At 71.2% G+C, this 20,933-nt stretch carries 19 protein-coding genes and 1 riboswitch; of the genes, 6 read left to right on the top strand and 13 right to left on the bottom strand.

Going from position 1 to position 20,933, the window contains the following annotated elements; translation table 11 throughout:
- Positions 1–47: 47 nt before the first annotated feature.
- Complete coding sequence (locus OIE47_RS16140; protein ID WP_326562310.1) at positions 48–1,250, bottom strand: FUSC family protein; 1,203 nt, start codon at positions 1,248–1,250, stop codon at positions 48–50.
- Positions 1,251–1,370: 120 nt separating this feature from the next.
- On the opposite strand from OIE47_RS16140, the gene OIE47_RS16135 reads away from it, so the two are divergent.
- On the top strand, positions 1,371–2,033 hold the full coding sequence (locus tag OIE47_RS16135) for an HD domain-containing protein (protein WP_326562309.1): 663 nt from the start codon (positions 1,371–1,373) through the stop codon (positions 2,031–2,033).
- Here OIE47_RS16135 and OIE47_RS16130 read toward each other — a convergent pair.
- Positions 2,030–2,290, bottom strand: coding sequence for a DUF4031 domain-containing protein (locus OIE47_RS16130; protein ID WP_326562308.1), 261 nt, complete (start codon positions 2,288–2,290; stop codon positions 2,030–2,032). The genes OIE47_RS16135 and OIE47_RS16130 overlap by 4 nt on opposite strands.
- A 36-nt stretch (positions 2,291–2,326) precedes the next feature.
- Between OIE47_RS16130 and OIE47_RS16125 the strand changes: the two genes are divergently transcribed.
- Positions 2,327–3,727 (top strand): FAD-binding oxidoreductase, encoded by a 1,401-nt coding sequence (locus OIE47_RS16125; protein ID WP_326562307.1) that lies wholly within the window; start codon positions 2,327–2,329, stop codon positions 3,725–3,727.
- A gap of 179 nt (positions 3,728–3,906) precedes the next feature.
- Here the strand turns inward: OIE47_RS16125 and OIE47_RS16120 are convergent, their stop codons facing one another.
- The 3 genes from OIE47_RS16120 to OIE47_RS16110 form a co-directional block, all read right to left on the bottom strand.
- The gene (locus OIE47_RS16120) at positions 3,907–4,473 is read right to left on the bottom strand and encodes an NADAR family protein (protein ID WP_326562306.1); all 567 of its coding nucleotides are present in this window, start codon (positions 4,471–4,473) and stop codon (positions 3,907–3,909) included.
- 66 nt (positions 4,474–4,539) lie between these two features.
- Entirely contained in the window at positions 4,540–5,133 is a 594-nt protein-coding gene (locus OIE47_RS16115; protein WP_326562305.1) for a hypothetical protein, read from the bottom strand.
- A 79-nt stretch (positions 5,134–5,212) separates the two neighbouring features.
- Positions 5,213–7,027 carry a glycerol-3-phosphate dehydrogenase/oxidase gene (locus tag OIE47_RS16110; RefSeq protein WP_326563115.1) on the bottom strand — a complete coding sequence of 605 codons (1,815 nt, stop codon included), beginning with the start codon at positions 7,025–7,027 and terminating at the stop codon, positions 5,213–5,215.
- A 78-nt stretch (positions 7,028–7,105) separates the two neighbouring features.
- Between OIE47_RS16110 and OIE47_RS16105 the strand changes: the two genes are divergently transcribed.
- From OIE47_RS16105 to OIE47_RS16095, 3 genes are all read left to right on the top strand, one after another.
- Positions 7,106–9,571 (top strand): S8 family serine peptidase, encoded by a 2,466-nt coding sequence (locus OIE47_RS16105; RefSeq protein WP_326562304.1) that lies wholly within the window; start codon positions 7,106–7,108, stop codon positions 9,569–9,571.
- A 46-nt stretch (positions 9,572–9,617) separates the two neighbouring features.
- On the top strand, positions 9,618–10,610 hold the full coding sequence (locus tag OIE47_RS16100) for a GNAT family N-acetyltransferase (protein ID WP_326562303.1): 993 nt from the start codon (positions 9,618–9,620) through the stop codon (positions 10,608–10,610).
- 170 nt (positions 10,611–10,780) lie between these two features.
- Complete coding sequence (locus OIE47_RS16095) at positions 10,781–10,975, top strand: hypothetical protein (protein WP_326563114.1); 195 nt, start codon at positions 10,781–10,783, stop codon at positions 10,973–10,975.
- A gap of 53 nt (positions 10,976–11,028) precedes the next feature.
- On the opposite strand, the gene groL is transcribed toward OIE47_RS16095, so the two are convergent.
- Entirely contained in the window at positions 11,029–12,651 is a 1,623-nt protein-coding gene (gene groL, locus OIE47_RS16090; protein WP_326562302.1) for a chaperonin GroEL, read from the bottom strand.
- Positions 12,652–13,428: 777 nt separating this feature from the next.
- Positions 13,429–13,632 carry a cold-shock protein gene (locus OIE47_RS16085; protein WP_121157415.1) on the bottom strand — a complete coding sequence of 68 codons (204 nt, stop codon included), beginning with the start codon at positions 13,630–13,632 and terminating at the stop codon, positions 13,429–13,431.
- A gap of 315 nt (positions 13,633–13,947) precedes the next feature.
- Here OIE47_RS16085 and OIE47_RS16080 point away from each other — a divergent pair, with 315 nt between their 5' ends.
- Positions 13,948–14,514, top strand: a complete 567-nt coding sequence (locus OIE47_RS16080; protein ID WP_326562301.1) for a GNAT family N-acetyltransferase — start codon at positions 13,948–13,950, stop codon at positions 14,512–14,514.
- Positions 14,515–14,591: 77 nt separating this feature from the next.
- Here OIE47_RS16080 and paaN read toward each other — a convergent pair whose 3' ends face one another.
- The 6 genes from paaN to OIE47_RS16050 all read right to left on the bottom strand — a co-directional run bounded on the left by paaN (position 14,592) and on the right by OIE47_RS16050 (position 20,933).
- Entirely contained in the window at positions 14,592–16,265 is a 1,674-nt protein-coding gene (gene paaN / locus OIE47_RS16075) for a phenylacetic acid degradation protein PaaN (protein WP_326562300.1), read from the bottom strand.
- Positions 16,266–16,331: 66 nt separating this feature from the next.
- The gene (locus tag OIE47_RS16070) at positions 16,332–17,372 is read right to left on the bottom strand and encodes a GNAT family N-acetyltransferase (RefSeq protein ID WP_326562299.1); all 1,041 of its coding nucleotides are present in this window, start codon (positions 17,370–17,372) and stop codon (positions 16,332–16,334) included.
- Positions 17,373–17,693: 321 nt separating this feature from the next.
- Entirely contained in the window at positions 17,694–18,992 is a 1,299-nt protein-coding gene (thrC, locus tag OIE47_RS16065) for a threonine synthase (RefSeq protein ID WP_326562298.1), read from the bottom strand.
- Between the two features lie 11 nt (positions 18,993–19,003).
- Positions 19,004–19,136: riboswitch (SAM riboswitch) on the bottom strand.
- Between the two features lie 127 nt (positions 19,137–19,263).
- Positions 19,264–19,578, bottom strand: a complete 315-nt coding sequence (locus OIE47_RS16060) for a transcriptional regulator (protein ID WP_326562297.1) — start codon at positions 19,576–19,578, stop codon at positions 19,264–19,266.
- On the bottom strand, positions 19,575–19,907 hold the full coding sequence (locus tag OIE47_RS16055) for a type II toxin-antitoxin system RelE/ParE family toxin (protein WP_326563113.1): 333 nt from the start codon (positions 19,905–19,907) through the stop codon (positions 19,575–19,577). Before OIE47_RS16055 ends, OIE47_RS16060 begins: the two co-directional genes overlap by 4 nt.
- Before the next feature lie 141 nt (positions 19,908–20,048).
- Positions 20,049–20,933: an ABC transporter permease gene (locus OIE47_RS16050; RefSeq protein WP_326562296.1), complete on the bottom strand. Its 885-nt coding sequence runs from the start codon at positions 20,931–20,933 to the stop codon at positions 20,049–20,051.

Genomic DNA, 20,933 nt, shown 5'->3' with positions numbered 1-20,933 from the left:
CAACGGCCGCATGGTCGGCTCAGTGCGCCAACGGCCGCATGGTCGGGTCAGTGTGCCGACGGGCGGGAGCTGCGGGTCGGGCTGGTCTGGGTGCTCACCGCCCGGCGGACCAGGCGGTTCGCCTCGGTCCGCTCGATCCCGGTGGCCCGGAGCACGTCGCTGGCGGTGGTCCGGATCTGGGCGACGACCACGCTGCCGGAGAAGCCCACCCCCTCGGAGTACGCGCGACCGGCCGCGGTGACCGAACGGAGCACCCGCTCCCGGGCGGCCTCCGGGTCCAGCCCCGCGCCGAGTTCCTGGTGCAGCAGCCGGACCGCGTCGGCCAACTGCCGCACCGCCGACGCCATCGCGGCCGGGATCGGCTCGTCGTCCTCCAGCGCGGTCACCGCCCGCCGTACCAGCACCCCGCTGTTGTGTACGGCGTGGTTGATGTACTCGGCGCTCTCCGCGTACCGGGTGAGGGCCCGGCGGCGGTTCCACCGGGCGGGCGCGAGGGTGGCGGTCTCCCTGCCCCCCTCCAGCGCCTCCTGGAGGCCGTCCATGTACTCCTCGACCCGGCGGAGCCGGTCCAGCGCCGTCGAGGCTCGGACAGGGTCGTGTTCTGCCAGCGCCTCCGCGGTCACGGTCAGTTGCTCGGCCAGGGTCTCCAGCGCCGGTCTGGCCGCCCGGTCGACGATCCGGAGCGGGTTGAGTGGCAGCAGCAGTGCCACCACGAACAGCCCGACCCCGCCACCGACCAGCGCGTCGATGACCCGTGGGAACTCGACGTTGCTCATCTTCGGTGCCAGCGCCACCAGCAGTACGGCGGTGGCCGCCGCCTGCGTCACGACGGCGACACTTCCGCCGAGGAAGATGGTGACGATGATGGACAGGGTGACGATCAGTCCGAGCTGCCAGGGTCCGCTGCCGACCACGATGATCAGCAGGTCGCCGATCCCGATCCCTACCGCGACCCCGAGAATCAGCTCGACGGTTCGGCGCAGCCGCTGGCCGAGCGAGGCGGCGAGCGTGCCGACCGCCGAGATCGGCGCGAAGACCGGGTCGGTGTTGCCGAGGACGTCGTGCGAGATGTACCAGGAGAGCAGGGCTGCCACACCCGCCTGGAGGGCGAGTACGAAGTTGGCCCGTACGGCATGCACCCGGTCCTGCACCGTGGTCTTCGAGCGTTCGCCCAGCTCGCTCACCACGTGGTTGACCCGCTCACTGTCAAGGTCTGCGGCTGAGCGGACCTTGTTCCGGGCGGACTCCATGGCCGGGACTACCCAACATCAACCCGCTCAATCCCCATCACGCACCGCATTCGCCCCGACATCGGTCACGACCGGGTCGAGCACCCCGTCGCCGGTCACCACGGTGATCGGGGCGATCCGGTGACCGGACTGGTCGAACGGTGGCGGGCCGCCGTACGGGGTGCGGGGGCCACCGCCGCCGAGCCTGATCTGAGCGCGGCCGGGGAGGACCTGCTCCGGCGGTGGGAGGAGCCGCATCGGCACTACCACACGGTCGGGCACCTGGTGGCCGTACTGGACGTGGTCGACGCCGAGGCGGGGTGGACCGGCGACGCCGATTCGGTACGCCTCGCGGCGTGGTGTCACGACGCGGTCTACGACCCGCAGTCGCCCGGCGACACCAACGAACGGGCCAGCGCCGGCCTCGCCACCGAACTACTGACCGGACTCGGCCTGCCGGCCTCGGCGGTGACCGAGGTCGAACGCCTGGTGCTGCTCACCGCCGGACACCGGGTCGAGCCGACCGACCGGGCCGGGGCGCTGCTCTGCGACGCCGACCTCGCCATCCTCGCCGCTCCCGCCGCCGCCTACGACGAGTACGCCGCCGCGATCCGCCGCGAGTACCACCACGTGCCGGACGAGAACTTCCGCGCCGGTCGGGCGGCGGTGCTCCGCGACCTGCTCGACCTGCCCACCCGCTACCGGCTGCCCCACCTCGCCGCCCGCTGGGAACAACCCGCCCGCGAAAACCTCACCCGCGAACTCACCCACCTCCACTGGCGGGGCCACGCGTGGGGTGGTTAGGCGAGGTGTTTGGGGCGGCGGAGGTTGGCGGCGCGCAGGAGGCGGGCGATCTCGCGGCCGGGAACCACCCGGGCGCCGAGCCAGACCGCCATCGCGAACCGGTTGTCCGGCAGGTCGTAGTGGTCCCGGTCGAACGCGCGGCGGGGTGCGCCGATCATCTCCGCGAACACGTGCAACTCGGCGTAGGACACGTCACTGACCAGATGTGACCAGAGTCGGCCACGGGCGGGCCAGGCGGGTGGGTCGACGTACACCATGGCCGTCACGGTAGTCCGGCGGTTAGCCTGCCACCCATGGCCGGATCCCCCCTGCTCGACGACCTTCGTGCGGCCCTCGGTACGGCGGCCGTACTGACCGACCCGGACCTGCTCGCCGGGTACCGCCACGACGAGGCCGATCTGTGCGCGTCGGGGCTGCCCGCGGTGGTGGTACGCCCCACCGGCACCGCCGAGGTGGTCGCCACGGTGCGGGTGGCGGCGGCGCACGGCGTACCGGTGATCCCGCAGGGAGCGCGGACCGGGCTGGCCGGCGGGGCGAACGCGGTCGACGGGGCGGTGGTGGTCAGCACCACCGCGATGGACCGGATCCTGGAGATCGACCCGGTGAACCGGATCGCCGTCCTGCAACCCGGCGTGGTCAACGCCGCCCTGGCCGGCGAGGTGGCGAAGTACGGGCTGCGCTACCCGCCCGATCCGGGCTCCTGGGAGTCGTCCACCATCGGCGGCAACGTGGCCACCAACGCGGGCGGCATGTGCTGCGTCAAGTACGGCGTCACAGGCGAGTACGTCCTCGGCCTGGAGGTGGTCCTCGCCTCCGGTGAGGTCCTGCGCACCGGCCGGCGTACGGCCAAGGGGGTGGCCGGGTACGACCTGACCCGGCTCTTCGTCGGCTCGGAGGGCACCCTCGGGGTGATCACCGAGATCACCGTCTCGCTGCGTCCCGCCCCGGAGGAGTCACTGACCCTGGTCGCGGTCTTCGGGTCGATCGCCGAGGCCGGGGCGGCGGTGGCCGAGATCTCCGCCCAGGGGCTCTCCCCGAGCCTGCTGGAGCTGCTCGACCAGACCCACCTGCGGGCGATCGAGGCGTACCGGCCGATGGGTCTGCGTACGGATGCACGTGCCCTGCTGCTCGCGGCGGTCGACACCGGGTCGCGGGCCCCGGCCGACCTCGACCGGCTCGCCGAGGTCTGCACCGCCGCCGGCGCGGACGAGGTGTTCGCCGCGAGCGACGCGGTGGAGGCGGCGGCCCTGCTCCAGGCCCGGCGCCTGGCCCACCCGGCGATGGAGCGGTACGCCGCCGAGGCTTTCCCCGGCGGCAACGGCGGGCTCTTCCTCGACGACGTGGCCGTGCCCCGAACCGCCCTGGCCGCGCTGCTCGACGGGGTGGAGCGGATCGCGGCCGAACAGGAGGTGCTGATCGGCGTCGTCGGGCACGCCGGGGACGGCAACATGCACCCGCTGATCGTGGTCGACCGCGCCGACCCGGACAGCGTCGCCCGCAGCCAGCGGGCGTTCGACGCGATCATGGAACTCGCCCTGTCGCTCGGCGGCACCTGCACCGGAGAGCACGGGGTGGGCCTGCTCAAGCGGGACTGGTTGGCCCGCGAGATCGGCCCGGTCGGCATCCGGGTCCATCACGCAATCAAGAACGCGCTCGATCCCACCGGACTCCTCAACCCCGGCAAGGTCATCTAACCCCCTCCCTCTCCCCCCTCCCCCCGCAACACCGGCCAGGCACGGCGATCTTGCAGTTGTGGTGGCTCACAAATCTGGAGAAGTGCCCTGATCCGGGCGCCACAAGTGCAAGATCGTCGAGGGAATCGGTGTTGCCCCCGGGGGGTGGGGTTCGTCGTTTAGGTCCGGCTGGCGGGGGTTCAGCCGGAGAGTTGTGCGCGGGCCTGCATCAGGGCGAATCCGAGCAGGTTGAGCCCACGCCACCGGGCCGGGTCCTCCGCCGCCGGGTCCGTCCCGGCCAGGCCGATGCCCCAGATCCGGTCGACCGGGCTGGCCTCCACCAGCACCCGGCTCCCGGTGCCGAGCAGGTAGTCCCGCAGGTCCGGGTCCTGCCCGAACTTGGCCACGCTGCCGGCCACCACCAGATCGAAGCGGTGTGCCTCCCAGACCGCCTGGTCGAAGCCCCGCACCCGGCGCCCCAGGGCCTTCGCCGCACCTGGACTCGGTGCGACCAGCACCTGCTCGGCGATCGACTCGTCGCCGAAAAGCCGCGCCTTGCCGGCCATCATGTAGTGCTCGGCGGTGGCGTACCGGACCCCTTCGACCACGAACGGGGACGGCCACCACTGGCTCAGGCAACCCGCCCCCGGGCCGCCGTCACGCTGCGGCTGGTGACCCCAGAAGAACAGAAACCGCAGCCGTACGCCGCGCCGCGCCAGCAGAAGCAGTTCGTCGACGTCACGCGGCGGTGAGACGGTCTCGGACATGGCGACAGGTTGCCAGAGACACGTCCGGGGGGACCATTCGATTTCGGCGCGGCGGAGTTCGGGCGGTCAGAGTGGGGTGGCGCCTTCCAGCAGCCGGACGATCGCGGTGGCGGTCGCCGGTGCCCCGTTGGAGCAGGCCTGCCAGAGCACGGTGGTCGAGCCGGTGTTGAGCGCGTACGACGCGGCGTCGCGGCAGCGGGGTCGGTCCCGCTCCCGAGCCTCGGCGTCGAGCTTCGGGTCGGCGAGCAGCGCCTGCAACCGTTCCCGCTGGGACTGGTTCAGCGTGCCGTTGTCGTCCCGCGTACCCGCCAGGTAACTCCACCGTCCGTCGCCCTCGACGGACAGGGTCCGGGCACCCTGACCGGCCGCGGTCCGTACGACCGAGACTCGGGCGGTGCCGATGGCCGGCGGTTTGGTGGTCCGGCTCGCGCTCGGCCGGGGCGTCGCGCTGGCCTTCGGGGTGGGCGAGGCGGCGGTGGGCGACGGCGTCACCGGGCTCGGCGGCGGCGCGGCCTCGGTCGGCAGTTCGCTCGCCGTGGTCGGCGAGCCGGCCTCCCAGACGGGCGGGTCCTGGTCGGCCTCCCCGCAGGCCGCCAACGGCATCAGGAACAGGCTCATCGCGATGACGGGCACCGCACGTTGCCACAGCCGGGCGCTCATTCGACACACCGTACGGGCAGACCGGCTCCGGCGCAGCCCAGCACGGGCGCGCCGGACCCGTTGTCCGTCGGCACCGGCGTCAGCTCGTCGCCTCGGCCCCGGCGACGTCGGCCCCCGCACCCCGGTCGGCGGCGAAACCGCGTACGTCCGGTGCGCCGAGCCGGGCCGCGTCGGCGGTGGCGTCGTCGGGCATCCGCTGCGACTGCCGTTCCGCCTCGACCCGGCCCAGGTAGTGCTCCACCTCGCGGGCCCGGACCGTGGCGTCCCAGCCGAGGACCCGTCCCATGATCTCGGCCGCGTGTTCGGCCGACTCGGTGCCCCGGTGCGCGGTCTCGAACGAGATCCGGGTACGCCGGGTCAGTACGTCGTCCAGGTGCAGCGCCCCCTCGGCGCTGGCCGCGTACGCGACCTCGGCGGCGAGGTATTCCGGCGCACCGGCGAGCGGCGCGGCGAGCAGTGGATCGGCCGCGATCAGGGCGAGCAGGTCGACGGTGAGGGTGCCGTACCGCTCCAGGAGGTGTTCCACCACCCCGACCTGCACCTCGTGCCGGCGGGCCAGGTCGGCCCGGTCCCGCCACATGGCCGGGAACCCGTCCGCCCCGAGCAACGGCAGGTCGGCCGTACGGGACGGGCGGACCAGGCCGAGCCGGCGGGCCGCCCGGTCGACGACGTCACTGGCCATCACCCGGTACGTGGTGTACTTCCCGCCCGCGACCAGCAGCAGCCCGAGCATCGGCTCGACCACCGCGTGTTCGCGGGACAGCTTGGAGGTGGAGTCCGCCTCGCCGGAGAGCAGCGGGCGCAGCCCGGCGTAGACACCCTCGATGTCCGAGGTGGTGAGCGGCCGGTCGAGTACGGCGTTGACCTGCTCCAGCAGGTAGTCGATGTCGCTGGCGGAGGCCGCCGGGTGGGCCCGGTCGAGTCGCCAGTCGGTGTCGGTGGTGCCGATGATCCAGTGGCCGCCCCAGGGGAGCACGAAGAGCACCGAGGTGGCGGTCCGCAGGATCAGCCCGGCCTCGCCGGTGATCGCCGAGCGCGGCACCACCAGGTGGACGCCCTTCGAGGAACGCACCCGGAGTCCGGGGCGGGCGCCGATGTCGCCCAGCATCCGCGACATGTCGTCGCTCCACACCCCGGTCGCGGCGATGACCGTACGGGCGTACACCTCGAACTCGGCGTCCGGGGAGCCGGGCCGGGCCTCCATGTCGCGTACCCGTACCCCGGTCACCTCCCGGGCCTGCCGGATCAGGCCGACGGCGCGGGTGCTGGTCACCACGGCCGCGCCCAGGCTGGCCGCGGTGCGGGCCAGGGTGACCACCAGCCGGGCGTCGTCGACCTGGCCGTCGTAGTAGCGGATCGCCCCGGCGACCGCGTCCGCCCGGAGGCTCGGGAAGAGCCGGCGGGCTCCCTCCCGGCTCAGGTGGCGGTGCAGCGGCATGCCCCGGCCGCCCCCGAACAGGCCGGCGAACGCGTCGTACGCGGCCACCCCGGCGCCGTAGTAGGAGCGCCGCCAGGCGCGGGCGGGCAGTGCCGACGGCCCGGCGCCCGACGGCAGCGGGACGAGGATCGGCACCGGCCGGACCAGGTGCGGGGCGAGCCGGGTGGCGAGCAGACCACGTTCGGTGAGGGCCTCGTGGACCAGCCCGAACTCCAGTTGTTCCAGGTAGCGCAGGCCGCCGTGGATCAGCTTGCTGGATCGGCTGGACGTACCGGCGGCATAGTCCCGCGCCTCGACCAGGGCGACCCGGAGTCCGCGCGACGCGGCGTCGAGGGCGGCACCCGCGCCGGTCACCCCACCACCGATCACGAGTACGTCGAACCGTTCGCCACGCAGGCGACGCAGATCCGCCGCCCGACGGATCGGAGAGAGCTGGCCGGCGGTGTACCGGGAGATGTTCGGATCGCGCACCCGTCCACGTTAACCGCATCCGGTGAACAGGTCGCGCTTCCGGTCCGTCGTACTGTTTCGGACATGCAGGTCGGACCCCCGCAGCCCGCCGACGAACCGTCCCCTCCACCGGGCGGCCCGCCGCCCTGGTCGCCGGGGCCGGCGGCGGATCGGCCGGGTGGGGGTCCGTGGCCGGTGGTGGCCGCGGTGCTCGTCGGGTGCTGGGCGGTCGCGGTGACGGTCGGCGCCCAGGCCGTCGGTTGGCTGGTCGAACAGGTGCTGCTGGTCGCCGGGCTGACCCAGCCGGCCTGGGTGTGGCCGGTGACCGGAATCGTCAACACGGTGCTGGTCGGCGTACCGGCGGTGCTGCTCGCCGTACTGCCCCGAGCCGTCCCGGTACGGGCCGCCGGGCGGGTGTGGCTGGTCGGTGCGCTCGCCCTCGGCGCCTTCGGCCTGCTCCGGGCCATCCCACCCGCGCAGAACGAGGCCTACCTGGCCGCGCTCGCCGGGACCGCGGCCGTGGCGACAGCGCTCGTACGCTGGCGCGCCGGCCGCCCCCGCGCCACATCCGGAGCATGGTCCGCCGGTACCGGTTTCGCGATCGCGGCCGGGCTGGCGCTGCTGCTGCCCTGGGTCTGGTTCGGTGCTCTCGGCGGTCTGCTCGAAACCGCGCTGGCGCTGGCCGCCTCGGCGACCATCGGGTGGTTCGTCGCCAACCTGCTCGACGGCCGTTTCTGGGCCGGGTACGAGCACACCGCCGACGGTTCTCCCGCCGGCCCGGCCCGGTTGGTGCTGCTCGGCGGCCTGGTCGTCGGCGTCGCCCTCGCGCTGGTCGCGGGCGGAACCGGGCAAGCCGGTACGCAACTCGCCACGCTGCTCGTCCTGCCGGCAACCGGGTTCACCCTCGCCGCCCTCCGCCGACTCACCCGACCGGACGCGGACCCACCCGCCGACCCCGCCCCTGTGGGCTGGCTGGTCGGCCTCGCCGTACTCGGTCCGTTGGCCTTCGTGGACCCGGAGGAGATCTCGATCCTGCTGGCGAGCAGCCGGGACATACCGTTCTGGGCGGCGGTCGCCACGGGCGGTTCGCTCGCGGTGGCGCTGCTGCTCGGGACCGCGTACGGGGTCGCGTTCGGCCGTACCCGGGGCTGGATTCCCCGCCGGTGGGTGGGTGCGGTCACCTCGGCGGTGGTGCTGCTGGGCGCCGGTGCCGTCTACCTCGGACCGGGGCAGCCGGGTTTCCACGGTGAGAAACTCTTCGTGGTGCTGAAGGAGCAGGCGTCCCTCGGCGATCTTCGGGCCGGTCCGACCGGGGTGGCCGGTCAGCCGGGCCGGGTCGGTGAGGTCTACCGGCGGCTGGTCGACACCGCGTCCCGGACGCAGGTGGACCTGCGCCGCCAGCTCGACCGGTGGCGGCTGGACTACACGCCGTACTACCTGGTCAACGCGATCGAGGTGGACGGTGGCCCGGCCGTACGCGCCTGGCTGTCCCGTCGGGACGACGTGGACGGGGTGCTGCTCAGCCAGCAACTGCGCCCGCTGCCGGAGCCTCCGGGGACCAGCCACGGTGGCGCGACCGGACCATCCGTACCGCCCTGGAACCTGACCGGGATCGGCGCCGACCGGGTCTGGTCGCAGTTGGGGGCGACCGGTTCGGGCATCGTGGTCGGCAGTTCGGACTCCGGTGTGGACGGCCGCCATCCGGCCCTCGCCGCCGGGTTCCGGGGCGGGGACGACTCCTGGTTCGACCCGTGGAACGGCACCCGCTCCCCCACCGACCAGGGCGGTCACGGTACGCACACGCTCGCGACCGCGGTCGGTACGGAGAACGTCGGGGTAGCTCCCGGCGCCCGCTGGATCGGCTGCGTCAACCTCGACCGCAACCTCGGTAATCCGGCGCACTACCTGGACTGTCTCCAGTTCATGCTCGCACCGTTCCCGAACGGTGGTGACCCCTTCGCCGACGGCCGGCCGGACCGGGCCCCGCAGGTGCTGACCAACTCGTGGGGTTGCCCGCCGATCGAGGGCTGCGACGCCGGGGCACTCCGTCCGGCGACCGCCGCCTTCGCCGCCGCCGGCATCTTCTTCACCGCCGCAGCGGGCAACACCGGGCCGGTCTGCGGATCGATCGACGACCCGCCGGCCCCGTACGCGGATGTTTTCACCGTCGGTGCGGTGGACCGGGATCGGCAGGTCGCGCCGTTCTCCAGCCGGGGGCCGGCGGCGGGTGACGCGGCCAAGCCCGACCTGGTCGCGCCGGGCGCCGACGTGCTGTCCGCGATGCCGGGCGGCGGGTACGCCACCCTCAGCGGCACCTCGATGGCCACCCCGCACGTGGCGGGGGTGGTGGCGCTGATGTGGTCGGCCAACCCGGCCCTCGTCGGTGACCTGGACCGGACCTGGCGGATCCTGCGGCAAACCGCCACCCCGGTGCCGTCACCGGACGGTGGTTCGACCGTGTCCGAACCCACCTGCGGCCTGCCGAGCAACCTCACCGGCGCCGGCCTCGTCGACGCGTACGCCGCCGTCCGGGCCGCCCAGCAGGGCTGAGGGGCGGGCAGCAGAGCAGGGCCGGCATGTCCTAGGGTCGGCGGTCGTGGATCACGATTTCTCGATCATCGAGCTGACCGACGACGACGTGCCCTCGGTGGTGGCCCTCTGCGGCGAGGCGCTGGACCTGCCGGACGACGCGGCCGAGGCGGGCGTGATCGTGGCCCGGTTGCGGGACACCACCACGCTGCCGGGTGCTCCGACCCGCCGCCGTACGGTCGGTTTCGTGGCGGTGGTCGGGTCCGCCACGGTCGGCGTGGTGCTCGGCTCGATCGCCCACCGGGACTCGTCGCTGGGTCACGTGGACCTGATCGCGGTGCACCCCACGCACCGCCGACGCGGGATCGGGCGGGCTCTGCTGGCCCGGATCGAGGGTGCGCTGTCCGGCCTCGGTGCCGGTGAGGTGCTGCTGGCCGGGAATCCTCCCCACTACGTCTGGCCCGGCATCGACGTGCGCTACACGCCGGCGATCTGCGCCGCGATGGCGCTCGGCTACCAGCAGGAGAACACCGCCTGGAACATGACCGCCGACCTGTCGTACGACGAGTCGCCGGCACTGCGCAGCACCGAGTCCGCCGAGCAACGGCTGGCCGAGCAGGGCATCACGGTACGCCGGGCCGAGCCGGACGACGCAGCGATGCTGGTGGGCTTCGCCCAGGAGACCTTCGGGGTGGCCTGGGGTGGCGAGGTCGCCGACTCGATCGGGCGGACGGGAGCCGGCTGCCACATCGCCGTACGCGACCGGGTCGACACCGCCGCCGACAGCTCGAGCGGCACCGCCGGCAGCCCGGAGGTGGAGGTGCTCGGCTTCGCCGCGTACGGGTCGTCCCGGCCGAGCTGGTTCGGGCCGATGGGTACGGCACCGGCCGCGCAGGGGCTGGGGATCGGTGGGGTGCTGCTGCGGCGGTGCCTGGCCGACCAGCGGGCGGCCGGACACCAGCGGGCGGAGATCGGCTGGGTCGGCCCGGTTCCGTTCTATGCCAGCAACTCGGGTGCGCGGATCGAACGGGTCTTCTTCCTCTACCGCAAGCAACTCTGACCGGCACCGGATCCGGAGACTCGCCCTAAAAGGGCGAATAGGAGATATCCGTTTATAGTGCCGTTTCTCAGCACCACTGCCTCTTCGCTCCTACCGTTTGAGCCAAGGAGGCAGTCATGGCGAAGGACGACGAACCGACTGACGATCTCCCTCCGGCCACCTGGGCCAGGATGGCATCGGAGATCCCCGCCGAAACGCCGGCACATCGCCTCGATTACGGCGACGCGGAGCAGCGGGCGGAAATGGAGCGGTTGGACGAGCTTTCATCCGACGAACCGCTGGAGATGGTCGACGCGCCGATCCAGATCAGAAAGCCGTTCTCCCGAGCGGACAAGCAGCGCAATCAGCGGCGACTGCCGACATGACGTAAGGGGCGGACCGCAGTCGCGGCCCGCCCCTTACCGATGTTGCGTCGGACTCAGAAGTCCATGTCTCCGCCGCCGGGGGCAGCAGCCGGGGCCGGGTTCTTCTCCGGCTTGTCGGCCACCACTGCCTCGGTGGTCAGGAACAGTGCCGCGATCGAGGCCGCGTTCTGCAGCGCCGAACGGGTCACCTTGGCCGGGTCGATGATGCCGGCCTTGAGCAGGTCGACGTACTCACCGTTCGCGGCGTTCAGGCCGTGGCCCGGCTCCAGGTTGCGCACCTTCTCCACCACGACGCCACCTTCGAGGCCGGCGTTGACGGCGATCTGGCGCAGCGGGGCGTCGAGCGCGATCTTGACGATCGTCGCACCGGTCGCCTCGTCACCCGAGAGGTCCAGCTTGTCGAAGGCGGTCTTGCCGGCCTGCACCAGCGCGACGCCACCACCGGGGACGATGCCCTCTTCGACGGCCGCCTTCGCGTTGCGAACGGCGTCCTCGATACGGTGCTTGCGCTCCTTGAGCTCGACCTCGGTGGCCGCGCCGACCTTGATCACCGCAACACCGCCGGCCAGCTTGGCCAGGCGCTCCTGCAGCTTCTCGCGGTCGTAGTCCGAGTCGCTCTTCTCGATCTCGGCGCGGATCTGGTTGACCCGACCCTGGATCTGGTCGGCGTCACCGGCACCGTCGACGATCGTGGTCTCGTCCTTGGTCACCACGATCTTGCGGGCGCGGCCCAGCATGTCGAGGCCGATGCCGTCGAGCTTCAGGCCCAGTTCCTCGCTGATGACCGAGCCACCCGCGAGGATCGCGATGTCGGTCAGCATCGCCTTGCGGCGGTCGCCGAAGCCCGGAGCCTTGACGGCGACGGACTTGAAGGTGCCCCGCACCTTGTTGACGATGAGGGTGGCCAGGGCCTCGCCCTCGACGTCCTCGGAGATGATCAGCAGCGGCTTGCCCGACTGCATGACCTTCTCCAGGATCGGGAGCAGGTCCTTCACCGAAGCGATCTTGCTGTTCACGATCAGGATGTAGGGGTCGTCGAGGACGGCCTCCATACGCTCCGGGTCGGTCCAGAAGTACGGCGAGATGTAGCCCTTGTCGAAGCGCATACCCTCGGTGAGCTCGAGCTCGAGCCCGAAGGTGTTGCTCTCCTCGACGGTGATGACGCCTTCCTTGCCGACCTTGTCCATCGCCTCGGCGATGATCTCACCGACGGTGGTGTCACCGGCGGAGATCGACGCGGTCGAGGCGATCTGCTCCTTGGTCTCGACGTCCTTGGCGAGCTTGGCCAGCTCCTCCGCCACCGCCGCCACCGCAGCCTCGATGCCCCGCTTCAGGGCCATCGGGTTCGCGCCGGCCGCGACGTTGCGCAGGCCCTCGCGGACCAGCGCCTGGGCCAGGACGGTCGCCGTCGTCGTGCCGTCGCCGGCAACGTCGTCGGTCTTCTTGGCGACCTCCTTGACCAGCTCGGCGCCGATCTTCTCGTAGGGGTCCTCGAGCTCGATCTCCTTGGCGATGCTCACACCATCGTTGGTGATGGTGGGGGCGCCCCACTTCTTCTCGAGCACGACGTTGCGGCCCTTGGGGCCGAGCGTCACCTTGACGGCGTCGGCGAGCTGGTTCATGCCCCGCTCGAGGCCACGGCGGGCCTCTTCGTCGAACGCGATGATCTTGGCCATACGGCGTTGTCCTCCTGGACACTCACGGCCACCCGAGCCGGTTGGTCCCGGATCGGCCGCCTGACTTCGCACCTTCGGACGTCACTACTGCGCTGGCGCGCGGTCTGGTCCGGCGCGATCGCACCGGACCGACTCCCGCGCACTAGGCGGCAGTGACGTCCGTCGGTCGGGCCGGACAGCCCGCGACGACCGGCCTTGTGCCCCGCCTCCGTCACCGGTGACGCGACCGTGGCCCTAACCGCCCCGACCTCTGGCACTCACACCGCGCGAGTGCCAATCACTTGTTTAGCACTCTCCCATGGCGAGTGCAAGCGAGTGGGCCGGAGCGGGGCCGGTCGGCCGTACCTCCGCGCGCGATCGGTCACCCCGCCGACCAGCAACATCGTCCCGGAGCCGGGCAAGCCCACGGCGGCCCGTACGGGTTGACGCGCCACGGGCGTCACACGGACGACGTACGGGTGCAGGCGGGCAACAAACGGGTGAACATCGAGCGGACCCGCCGGTCATGTCGGCCAAACGTGATGAACGGCCCCGGAACGGCACAGGCTCGGACACCACACGAGCCATCCCGCCATGGAGGGTCGTCAGCGGGAGCAGCACAGCCGGACCGGGACCCGGGATCGACGGACACGCGACGGCGGGCCATCGGTCGGGGGCAGGGATGCGACAGCGGCGCCGTACTCCACGGGAGACCGGCGCCCTGTCGATATCGAATCCGGCTGCGATTATCGGTTCATTCGGCCGGGACACCCGACCGGTCGGTTCAGGCGAACCGGGTCAGGCGAGGAGGCGCACCTTCTCCGCCTGAGGCCCCTTCTGGCCCTGGGCGATTTCGAACTCCACCCGCTGTCCATCGTCGAGCGCCTTGTAGCCATCCATCTCGATCGCGGAGAAATGGACGAATACGTCCTGCCCGCCGTCGACCGCAATGAAGCCGTAGCCCTTTTCGCTGTTGAACCACTTGACGGTGCCCTGTGCCACGGTGCACTTCCTCACTTCGATCGTGCTGGGTCAAACACCCCCGGTGCCGGCGTACGCCGACCGGAGCCGCCGACTCGGGACCCATATCGATCCTCGAATTCAGCAACCGAAATCGCACGCTACACGAGGTCCGACCGCAGTGCACTACCCCAAAAGGGACATCAGGCGGGGCACGTACCCCCACTGGCGGCGATTGTGCTGGCATCGTCAGACGTCTTTACGTCGTACAATTGATCATGTATCTCGCGGGGTGCGACACGACCGTGATCGGCAATCCGGTTGCCCGCCGGGGTCGGTCGAGGGTAGGCATGCCCCATGACCAGCCTGCCTGCGTCCGCCACGACCGCCCCACCGGAGGCGTCCGACCCCCGGCCGGTCGTCCGCCGGATCCGGCCCGCCGACACCGCCCGCATGCGTGCGCTGCGGCTGGAGATGCTCGCCGACTCGCCGCTCGCCTTCCTGGAGACCGTCGCCGAGGCGGCGGCCCGACCACACGCCGAGTACGCGAACCGGGTGCGCCAGAACGCCTTCGGCAGCCAGATCGCCGCATTCGTCGCCGAACCACCGTCGGGCCACCCCGATCGCCGGCTCGTCGGGCACGCCGGTGGCCACGCGGCACCCGCCGAGCCGGGTCTCACCGTGATCTTCGCCGTCTACCTCACCCCGACCTGGCGGGGCACCGGCCTGCTCGCCGACCTGATCGAGGCGGTGGCGGCCTGGTCCCGGGCATCCGGGCGACCGGAGCTGATGCTGGAGGTGGTGGTGGGCAACAACCGGGCGATCCGGGCCTACCAGCGGCTCGGCTTCGTGGACACCGGCGTCCGGTTGCCGCACCCCCGGATCGCGGCCCTGACCGAGCTACAGCTGCGCCGCCGCGCCTGACCCGGCCGTCACCGCAGGCCACGACGCAGGAAAGGGCCCCTTCCCCGTACGGAGAAGGAGCCCTTTCCGACACCTGGTCAGACGTGGCGGCGGGACTGGACCACCCGGAAACGGCTGGCGACGTACGCGCCGTCGGTCAACGCGGCGTTCGCCGCCGGGTTGGCACCGCTGGCGTGGAAGTCGGAGAAGGCCGCCGACTGGTTGACAAAAACGCCGCCGGTGAGGTTGCAGGACAGGTGCACCCCGGCGTCCACCGCCGCCGACTCGGCCGCGTCGAGCACCTTCTCGTCGGTGGCGTAGACCGCCGCCGTCAGCGCCCCCCGCTCACCCACGGTCTCCCGGAGGATCTCCAGGCTGTGCGCGGTGGAGTCCGTGGCGATCGCGAACGAGATCGGTCCGAACCACTCCCGGCCGTAGGTCGACGCGGCGTCCGCGCCGAGCCGCACGATCGTCGGCGTACGCACAACCGCGCCGGGGTACGTCGGGTGCTCGACCGTACGCGACGCCAGGACGACCTCACCGACGCCAGCCACCTCGTCCAGCCGGGCGAGCACACCCTCGTTGACGATCGCCCCGGTGAACTCCACCGCGCGGGCGGGGTCGCCGGTGAGCTTCTCGACCACACCGGCGATACCGGCGGCGACCTCGTCGAAGGTCTTGTGCCCCTGGTCGGTCTCGATCCCGGCGGTCGGGATCAGGATGTTCTGCGGGGTGGTGCACATCTGTCCGCTGTAGAGCGTCAGGGAGAAGCCGATGTTGCGGCACATGCCGGCGAAGTCGCCGGTGGAGTCGACCACGATGGTGTTGACGCCGGCCTTCTCGGTGTAGACCGCGGCCTGGCGCGCGTTGTCCTCCAGCCAGTCGCCGTACTCGGTCGAGCCGGTGAAGTCGATGATCCGGACCTCGGGGCGCAGCGCCAGCGTGGTGGCGAGCTTCTCACCCGGTTCCTCGGCGGCGAGCAGCACCAGGTTGGGGTCGAACCCGGCCTCGGCGAGCACCTCGCGGGCGTACCGGACGGTGACGGCCAGCGGCAGCACCGCACCGGGGTGCGGCTTGACCACGACCGGGTTGCCGGTGACCAGCGAGGCGAACAGACCGGGGTACGAGTTCCAGGTCGGGAACGTGTTGCACCCGATCACCAGCGCCACACCCCGGGGCACCACGTGGAAGGTCTTCACCATCCGCAGCGGGTCGCCCTTACCGGCCGGCTTCTCCCACTCGGCGGTGCCGGGGTGCCGGGTCATCTCCGCGTACGCGTACGCGATCGCCTCCAGCGCCCGGTCCAGGGCGTGCGCCCCGCCGGCCTGGAACGCCATCACGAACGCCTGCCCACTGGTCGCGTGTACGGCGTTGGCCAGCTCGAAGATGTGCCGGTGCAGCCGGGCCAGGATCTCCAGGCAGACACCGGCCCGAGCCTGCGGCCCGGCGTCACGCCAGGCCGGCAGGGCCGCGGTGGCTGCGCCGATCAGCGCGTCGGCGGTGCCGTGCGGGTAGCGCACCCCCAGGTCGATCCCGAGGGGGCTGGCCTCGGTGGCCACCCGGCCCGTGGTGCCGGGCTGGTCGAGCGGGAAGTCGGCGTCCAGGTAGGCGCGGAAGGCCGCCTCGCCCTCGGCGGCGGCGGTCTCGCCGTACACCCGGGGGCTGGGCGACTCGGGGAAGGCCGACCAGTACCCACGTTCGGTGATCGCGGTCAGCGCCCGGGCGAGGGTGTCGGCGTGCGTGGCGTAGAGGGGATGCGGGGTCTCCGTCATCCCGTCATCATGCACCAGCGCACCCGACACCCCCTCGCTGTGCCCTCCACCGTTTCGGCCGGTCGGTCAGAGGGTGAGCTGCCAGTTGTTCCAGGCGTCGACCGGGCGGAAGCCGATGGCCTCGTTGATGGAGATCATGTGGTCGTTCACGCCGGCGTTCCAGGTGTCGATGATCCGCAGGGCGGGTTGGTGCGACATGGTGTACCGCAGGTTTTCGATCTTGGCGATGGTGCCGAGCCGGTGGCCCCGGTGGTCCGGGTCGACGATGGTGATCTGCTGGTACCCGTGCCAGTCGGGGGTCGCGCCGACATCGATCATCGTCCAGGCGACCACCCTGCCGGTGGCGTCGTGGCGCAGGACGCTGCTGTACAACCGCCGGCCGCGTACGACCAGGAGGTCGTCGACCTTGCGGATCCGTTCCCGGTCGGGCTTCGCGGCCTCCCACTCCAGGTCACCCATTGGCGCGTCCTGGATCAGGCGCCCGTCGAGGTAGGCGATGTCGTCGAGGTACTCGTCGGGCGTCGGACCGATCCACCGCACCAGCGTGTACCCGTCGGCTTTGAGCCACGACGCGGCCAGCAGTTCGTCCAGGTGCGCCTGGTCCAGCGTGCCGAGGTCGAGCCGGCGCCGGATGTCGACCAGGGCGTTCTTCGCCCCGAACGAGGTGGCGAACTCCCGACCGGGCTCCACTCGGGCCGGCTCACCGGGCAGCGGGCCCTTGGACAACCCGTTGACCCGCTTACGTCCCAGCTCCCGGACCGTACGCACGGCGTGCCCGTACAGGGCCCGGCCGATCCCCCGGCGCCGGTAGTCCGGCAGCACCTCGATGTCCAGCGAGGCGTTCTCGGTGTTCTCCAGTTGGGGCAGTTCGATGCTCAGGTAGCCGACCGCCCGGCCGTCGAGGTGGGCGAGGACGAACCGCTCCTCCTCGCCGGGCATCGGATGGCGCAGCTGACCGAAGAAGCGTTGGCGACAGAGTGGCGGGAAGTCCGGCAGGTCGGCGGCGAGGATCGCGGACCTGAGCGCGTACGCCTGCTCGACCGCGTGGTCGTCGGCGACGTCGAGTGGCGTGATGGTGAGGCCTGCGGGGGTGGCGGCAGTGTCCATGTCCCCGAGGGTGCCCGGCCCTCGCGATGAACGCGAGTGAATTAGTCCGGGGTGGTTGGTCGGGAGGACGATCGCACAACGCCTCCGGCGCTGGGTCGTAAGAACTTCAAAAGTCTACGGCGATACGCCCTCCCGCACGGAGCATTTTGCGTCGCCCGGTTCGCGCCGTCAAGCCCTCGTCGGGGTATTTTGCTAACGGGTGGCAAATCGGCAGCTACCCACCGCATCCGACACATCCACCGATCAACCTAGTTGCCCCAGTCCGATCGGCTGACGGCAGGCTCCGAAAAGCGGACCGCCGTCAGCCGTCGACCAGCGGGTTCAGCCCAGCAGACCGGCCTCGCGGGCGGCCTTCAGCGACGGCTTCACCCGGTACGTCGGCCCCACCAGCGACGCCACCGCATCGATCGTCTTGAGTCCCTCGCCGGTGTTGTAGACAACCGTCTCGGCCGCCGGGTCGAGCCGTCCACTCGCCACCAGCTTGCGCAGGCACGCCACCGTCACCCCACCCGCCGTCTCGGCGAACACCCCGGTCGTACGCGCCAACAGCCGGATCGCGTCACGGATCTCGTCGTCGTCGGCGTACTCCATCCAACCCCCGGTACGCCGCACCGCCTCCAGGGCGTACACCCCGGCGGCCGGGTCGCCGATGTTGAGCGACTTGGCGATGCCGGTCGGCTTCACCGGAACGATCGTGTCGGTGTCCCGGTGCAGGGCGGTCGCGATCGGGTTGCACCCGGCCGACTGGGCGCCGAAGACCTTCCAGCCGTTGGCCGGCGCCTCGACCAGCCCGATCTCGACCAGCTCGCTGAACGCCTTGTCAATCTTGGTCAGCAGCTCGCCGCTGGCCATCGGGATGACCACCTGCTCGGGGATACGCCACCCGAGCTGCTCGGCCACCTCGTACCCCAGGGTCTTGGAACCCTCGGCGTAGTAGGGGCGGACGTTGACGTTGACGAACGCGGTGTCCTCGAACTCGTCGGTCTCCACCAGCTCGCCGCAGAGCCGGTTCACGTCGTCGTACGAGCCGTCGATGGCGACCAGGTCACCGCCGTAGACCGCGGTCGTGATGATCTTTCCCTGCTCCAGGTCGGCGGGGACGAAGACGATCGAGGGGACCCCGGCCCGGGCCGCGTGGGCGGCGACGGAGTTGGCCAGGTTGCCGGTGGAGGCGCAGGCGAACCGGTTGAAGCCGAGACCCCGCGCGGCCGTCAGCGCCACCGAGACCACCCGGTCCTTGAACGAGTGGGTGGGGTTCGCGCTGTCGTCCTTGACCCAGAGCGGCGCCGTGATGCCCAGCTCGGCGGCCAGGTGCGGGGCGGCGACCAGCGGGGTCAGGCCGGGGTCGAGGGTGACCCGGGTGGTCGGGTCCTGCCCGGCGGGGAGCAGTGCGGCGTACCGCCAGATGTTCTGCGGCCCGGCCTCGATGTCCGCCCGGGTGACCTTCGCCAGCGCCTCCTGGTCGTAGGCGACCTCGAGCGGGCCGAAACACTCGTAACAGGCATGCTGCGCGATCAACGGATACTGCGCCCCGCAGCCCCGACAGACCAGCGCGCGCGCCGGATTCGTCGGGGTTTCGCCGGTGGTGGGAGTCTGGGTTTCGCCAAGGATCGCAGTCATGCGATGCCGTCCTCTCATCTTTCCCAACGCCGCGCGGTGCGGCGGGGACGGACTTGGCACCTGCCACGACCGACTCGTCATCGAGCCGGTGGGTGGTTGCCGGGGCTTCATCGGGCCGTATCCCTCTGCCCCTCTGGATGAGGTATTCAGTTGTACGCCTGATCCTACGGGTGAATCCCGCCCCAGCCCAGCATCCCCACACTCCCTGTGACCCAGACCCCACCGGGCTCGTCCACACCAGGCGGAGCCGGTCGAAGGCACCCAAGTCCCTTCAGGCGATCTGCCGCAGGTCGGTGCCGTAGTCAAAGATGATCCGTAGCTTCGCACCCAGTGCCTGCGCGTACCGGGCCAGCGTCGCGACCTCGTTGACGTCGAGATCACCGTTCTCGATCTGACTGACCCGTCCCGGCGTCACCCCCATGGCCTCGGCGACGTCCCGCTGGGTCAGACCAAGCCGCTTACGCTCCTCTGCCAGGTGGAAGGCGCTGATCCACGCCTCGGTACGGGCACGTTCGACCCCCAGCGCCGCCTCGTCGCCGTCGTACAGCTCGGCACGGATCTCGTCCCAGTCGTGGAAATCGGTCATTGCTGCTTCTCCTGCCTACGCTGGGTCTCACCGATGAGCCAGTCAGCGAACACGTCTTCCGCGAGCGGGATCGCCTCGTCGTACCAGTTGACCCAGTTCCCGGCCTTGTTGCCGGCAACCAACAGCACAGCCTGGGACCAGGGATCGAACACGAACAGAATGCGTACCGCGACGTCGCGGCCGGACCGGGGCCGCAACTCCTTCGGGTTCGCCATCGAGGAGCCTCGCAGTGTGTCCACGAGCGGCCGACCAAGCCCCGGCCCGGTTTCGGCGAGGATGTCAAGAGCGATGTTGATCGACCGGTAGGCATCCGGATCTGTGCGCCTCATCTCTCGCAGCCACTCCCGGACGTCGCCGGTCACCTTGATGGCCCACCGCTGCGGCACCGACCTCGACACGAGACAAAGTATAGGTCGGACTAAACAACACGTCCACGGGAACGGGCTGCCCGGACCCGAGCCGCAGCGCGGTCAGCTCACCACGTCCTTGCGGGTGAAGCGCCAGAAGGCGAGGCTCCAGAAGATGGTGGCGTAGCTGATCGCCGAGATGCAGCCGCGTACCAGGTCGTCGGTCTGGATCGGGGTGGAGAGCAGGCCCAGCCAGGCCGTGCTGTAGTGGGTCGGCAGGAAGTCGCGGACCACACCGAGCGCCTCGATCTGGTCCAGGATGCTGGAGAGGATCCAGAGCAGCACCGCGCCGCCGACCGCTCCCAGGGCAGCATCGGTGGAGACCGACAGCAGGAACGCCAGCCCGGCCACCACCAGCAACGCCACCGCCAGATAGCCGAGGACACCGAGCAACCGGAGCAGGCCCTCACCGGCGGGGATCTGGGCGGCGACGGTGCTCTGCAACGGCTCCCAGCCGTAGCGGAGGATGCCGGCGACCAGGGCGGTGCCGGCGAGCAGCAGCAGGGCCAGGGCCGAGTACGCCAGCGCCACGACCAGCTTCACCGCCAGCAGTCTCGACCGGGGCACCGGCACCGCCAGCAGGTAACGCAGGCTGCCCCAGCTCGCCTCGCTGGCCACCGTGTCGCCGCAGAACAGCGCCACCACGACGACCAGCAGGAACGACGACGACACGAAGATGCAGAACAGGGCGAAGTTGAGCCCGCCGGAGGTGGCCAGGTCGATCAGGCTGGCGAACTCGTTGTTGCCGTTGTCGTCGTCCCCGCCCGAGTTGAACTGGAACGCGATCAGCACGATCAGCGGCAGCAGGACCATCGCCGCCAGGGTCAACTGCGTACGTCGCCGGGCGAACTGGCGGCGCCACTCGGTAACCACCGACAGGGTCGCCCCCGGCCGGTAGCCGGTCGCCGCACCGGCGCTTTCGACGGTCACCTGATCCGTGCCGGCCAT

It is taken from the genome of Micromonospora sp. NBC_01796, from assembly GCF_035917455.1.
GTDB lineage: Bacteria > Actinomycetota > Actinomycetes > Mycobacteriales > Micromonosporaceae > Micromonospora_G.
This window is presented reverse-complemented; position numbering and strand designations above follow the sequence as displayed.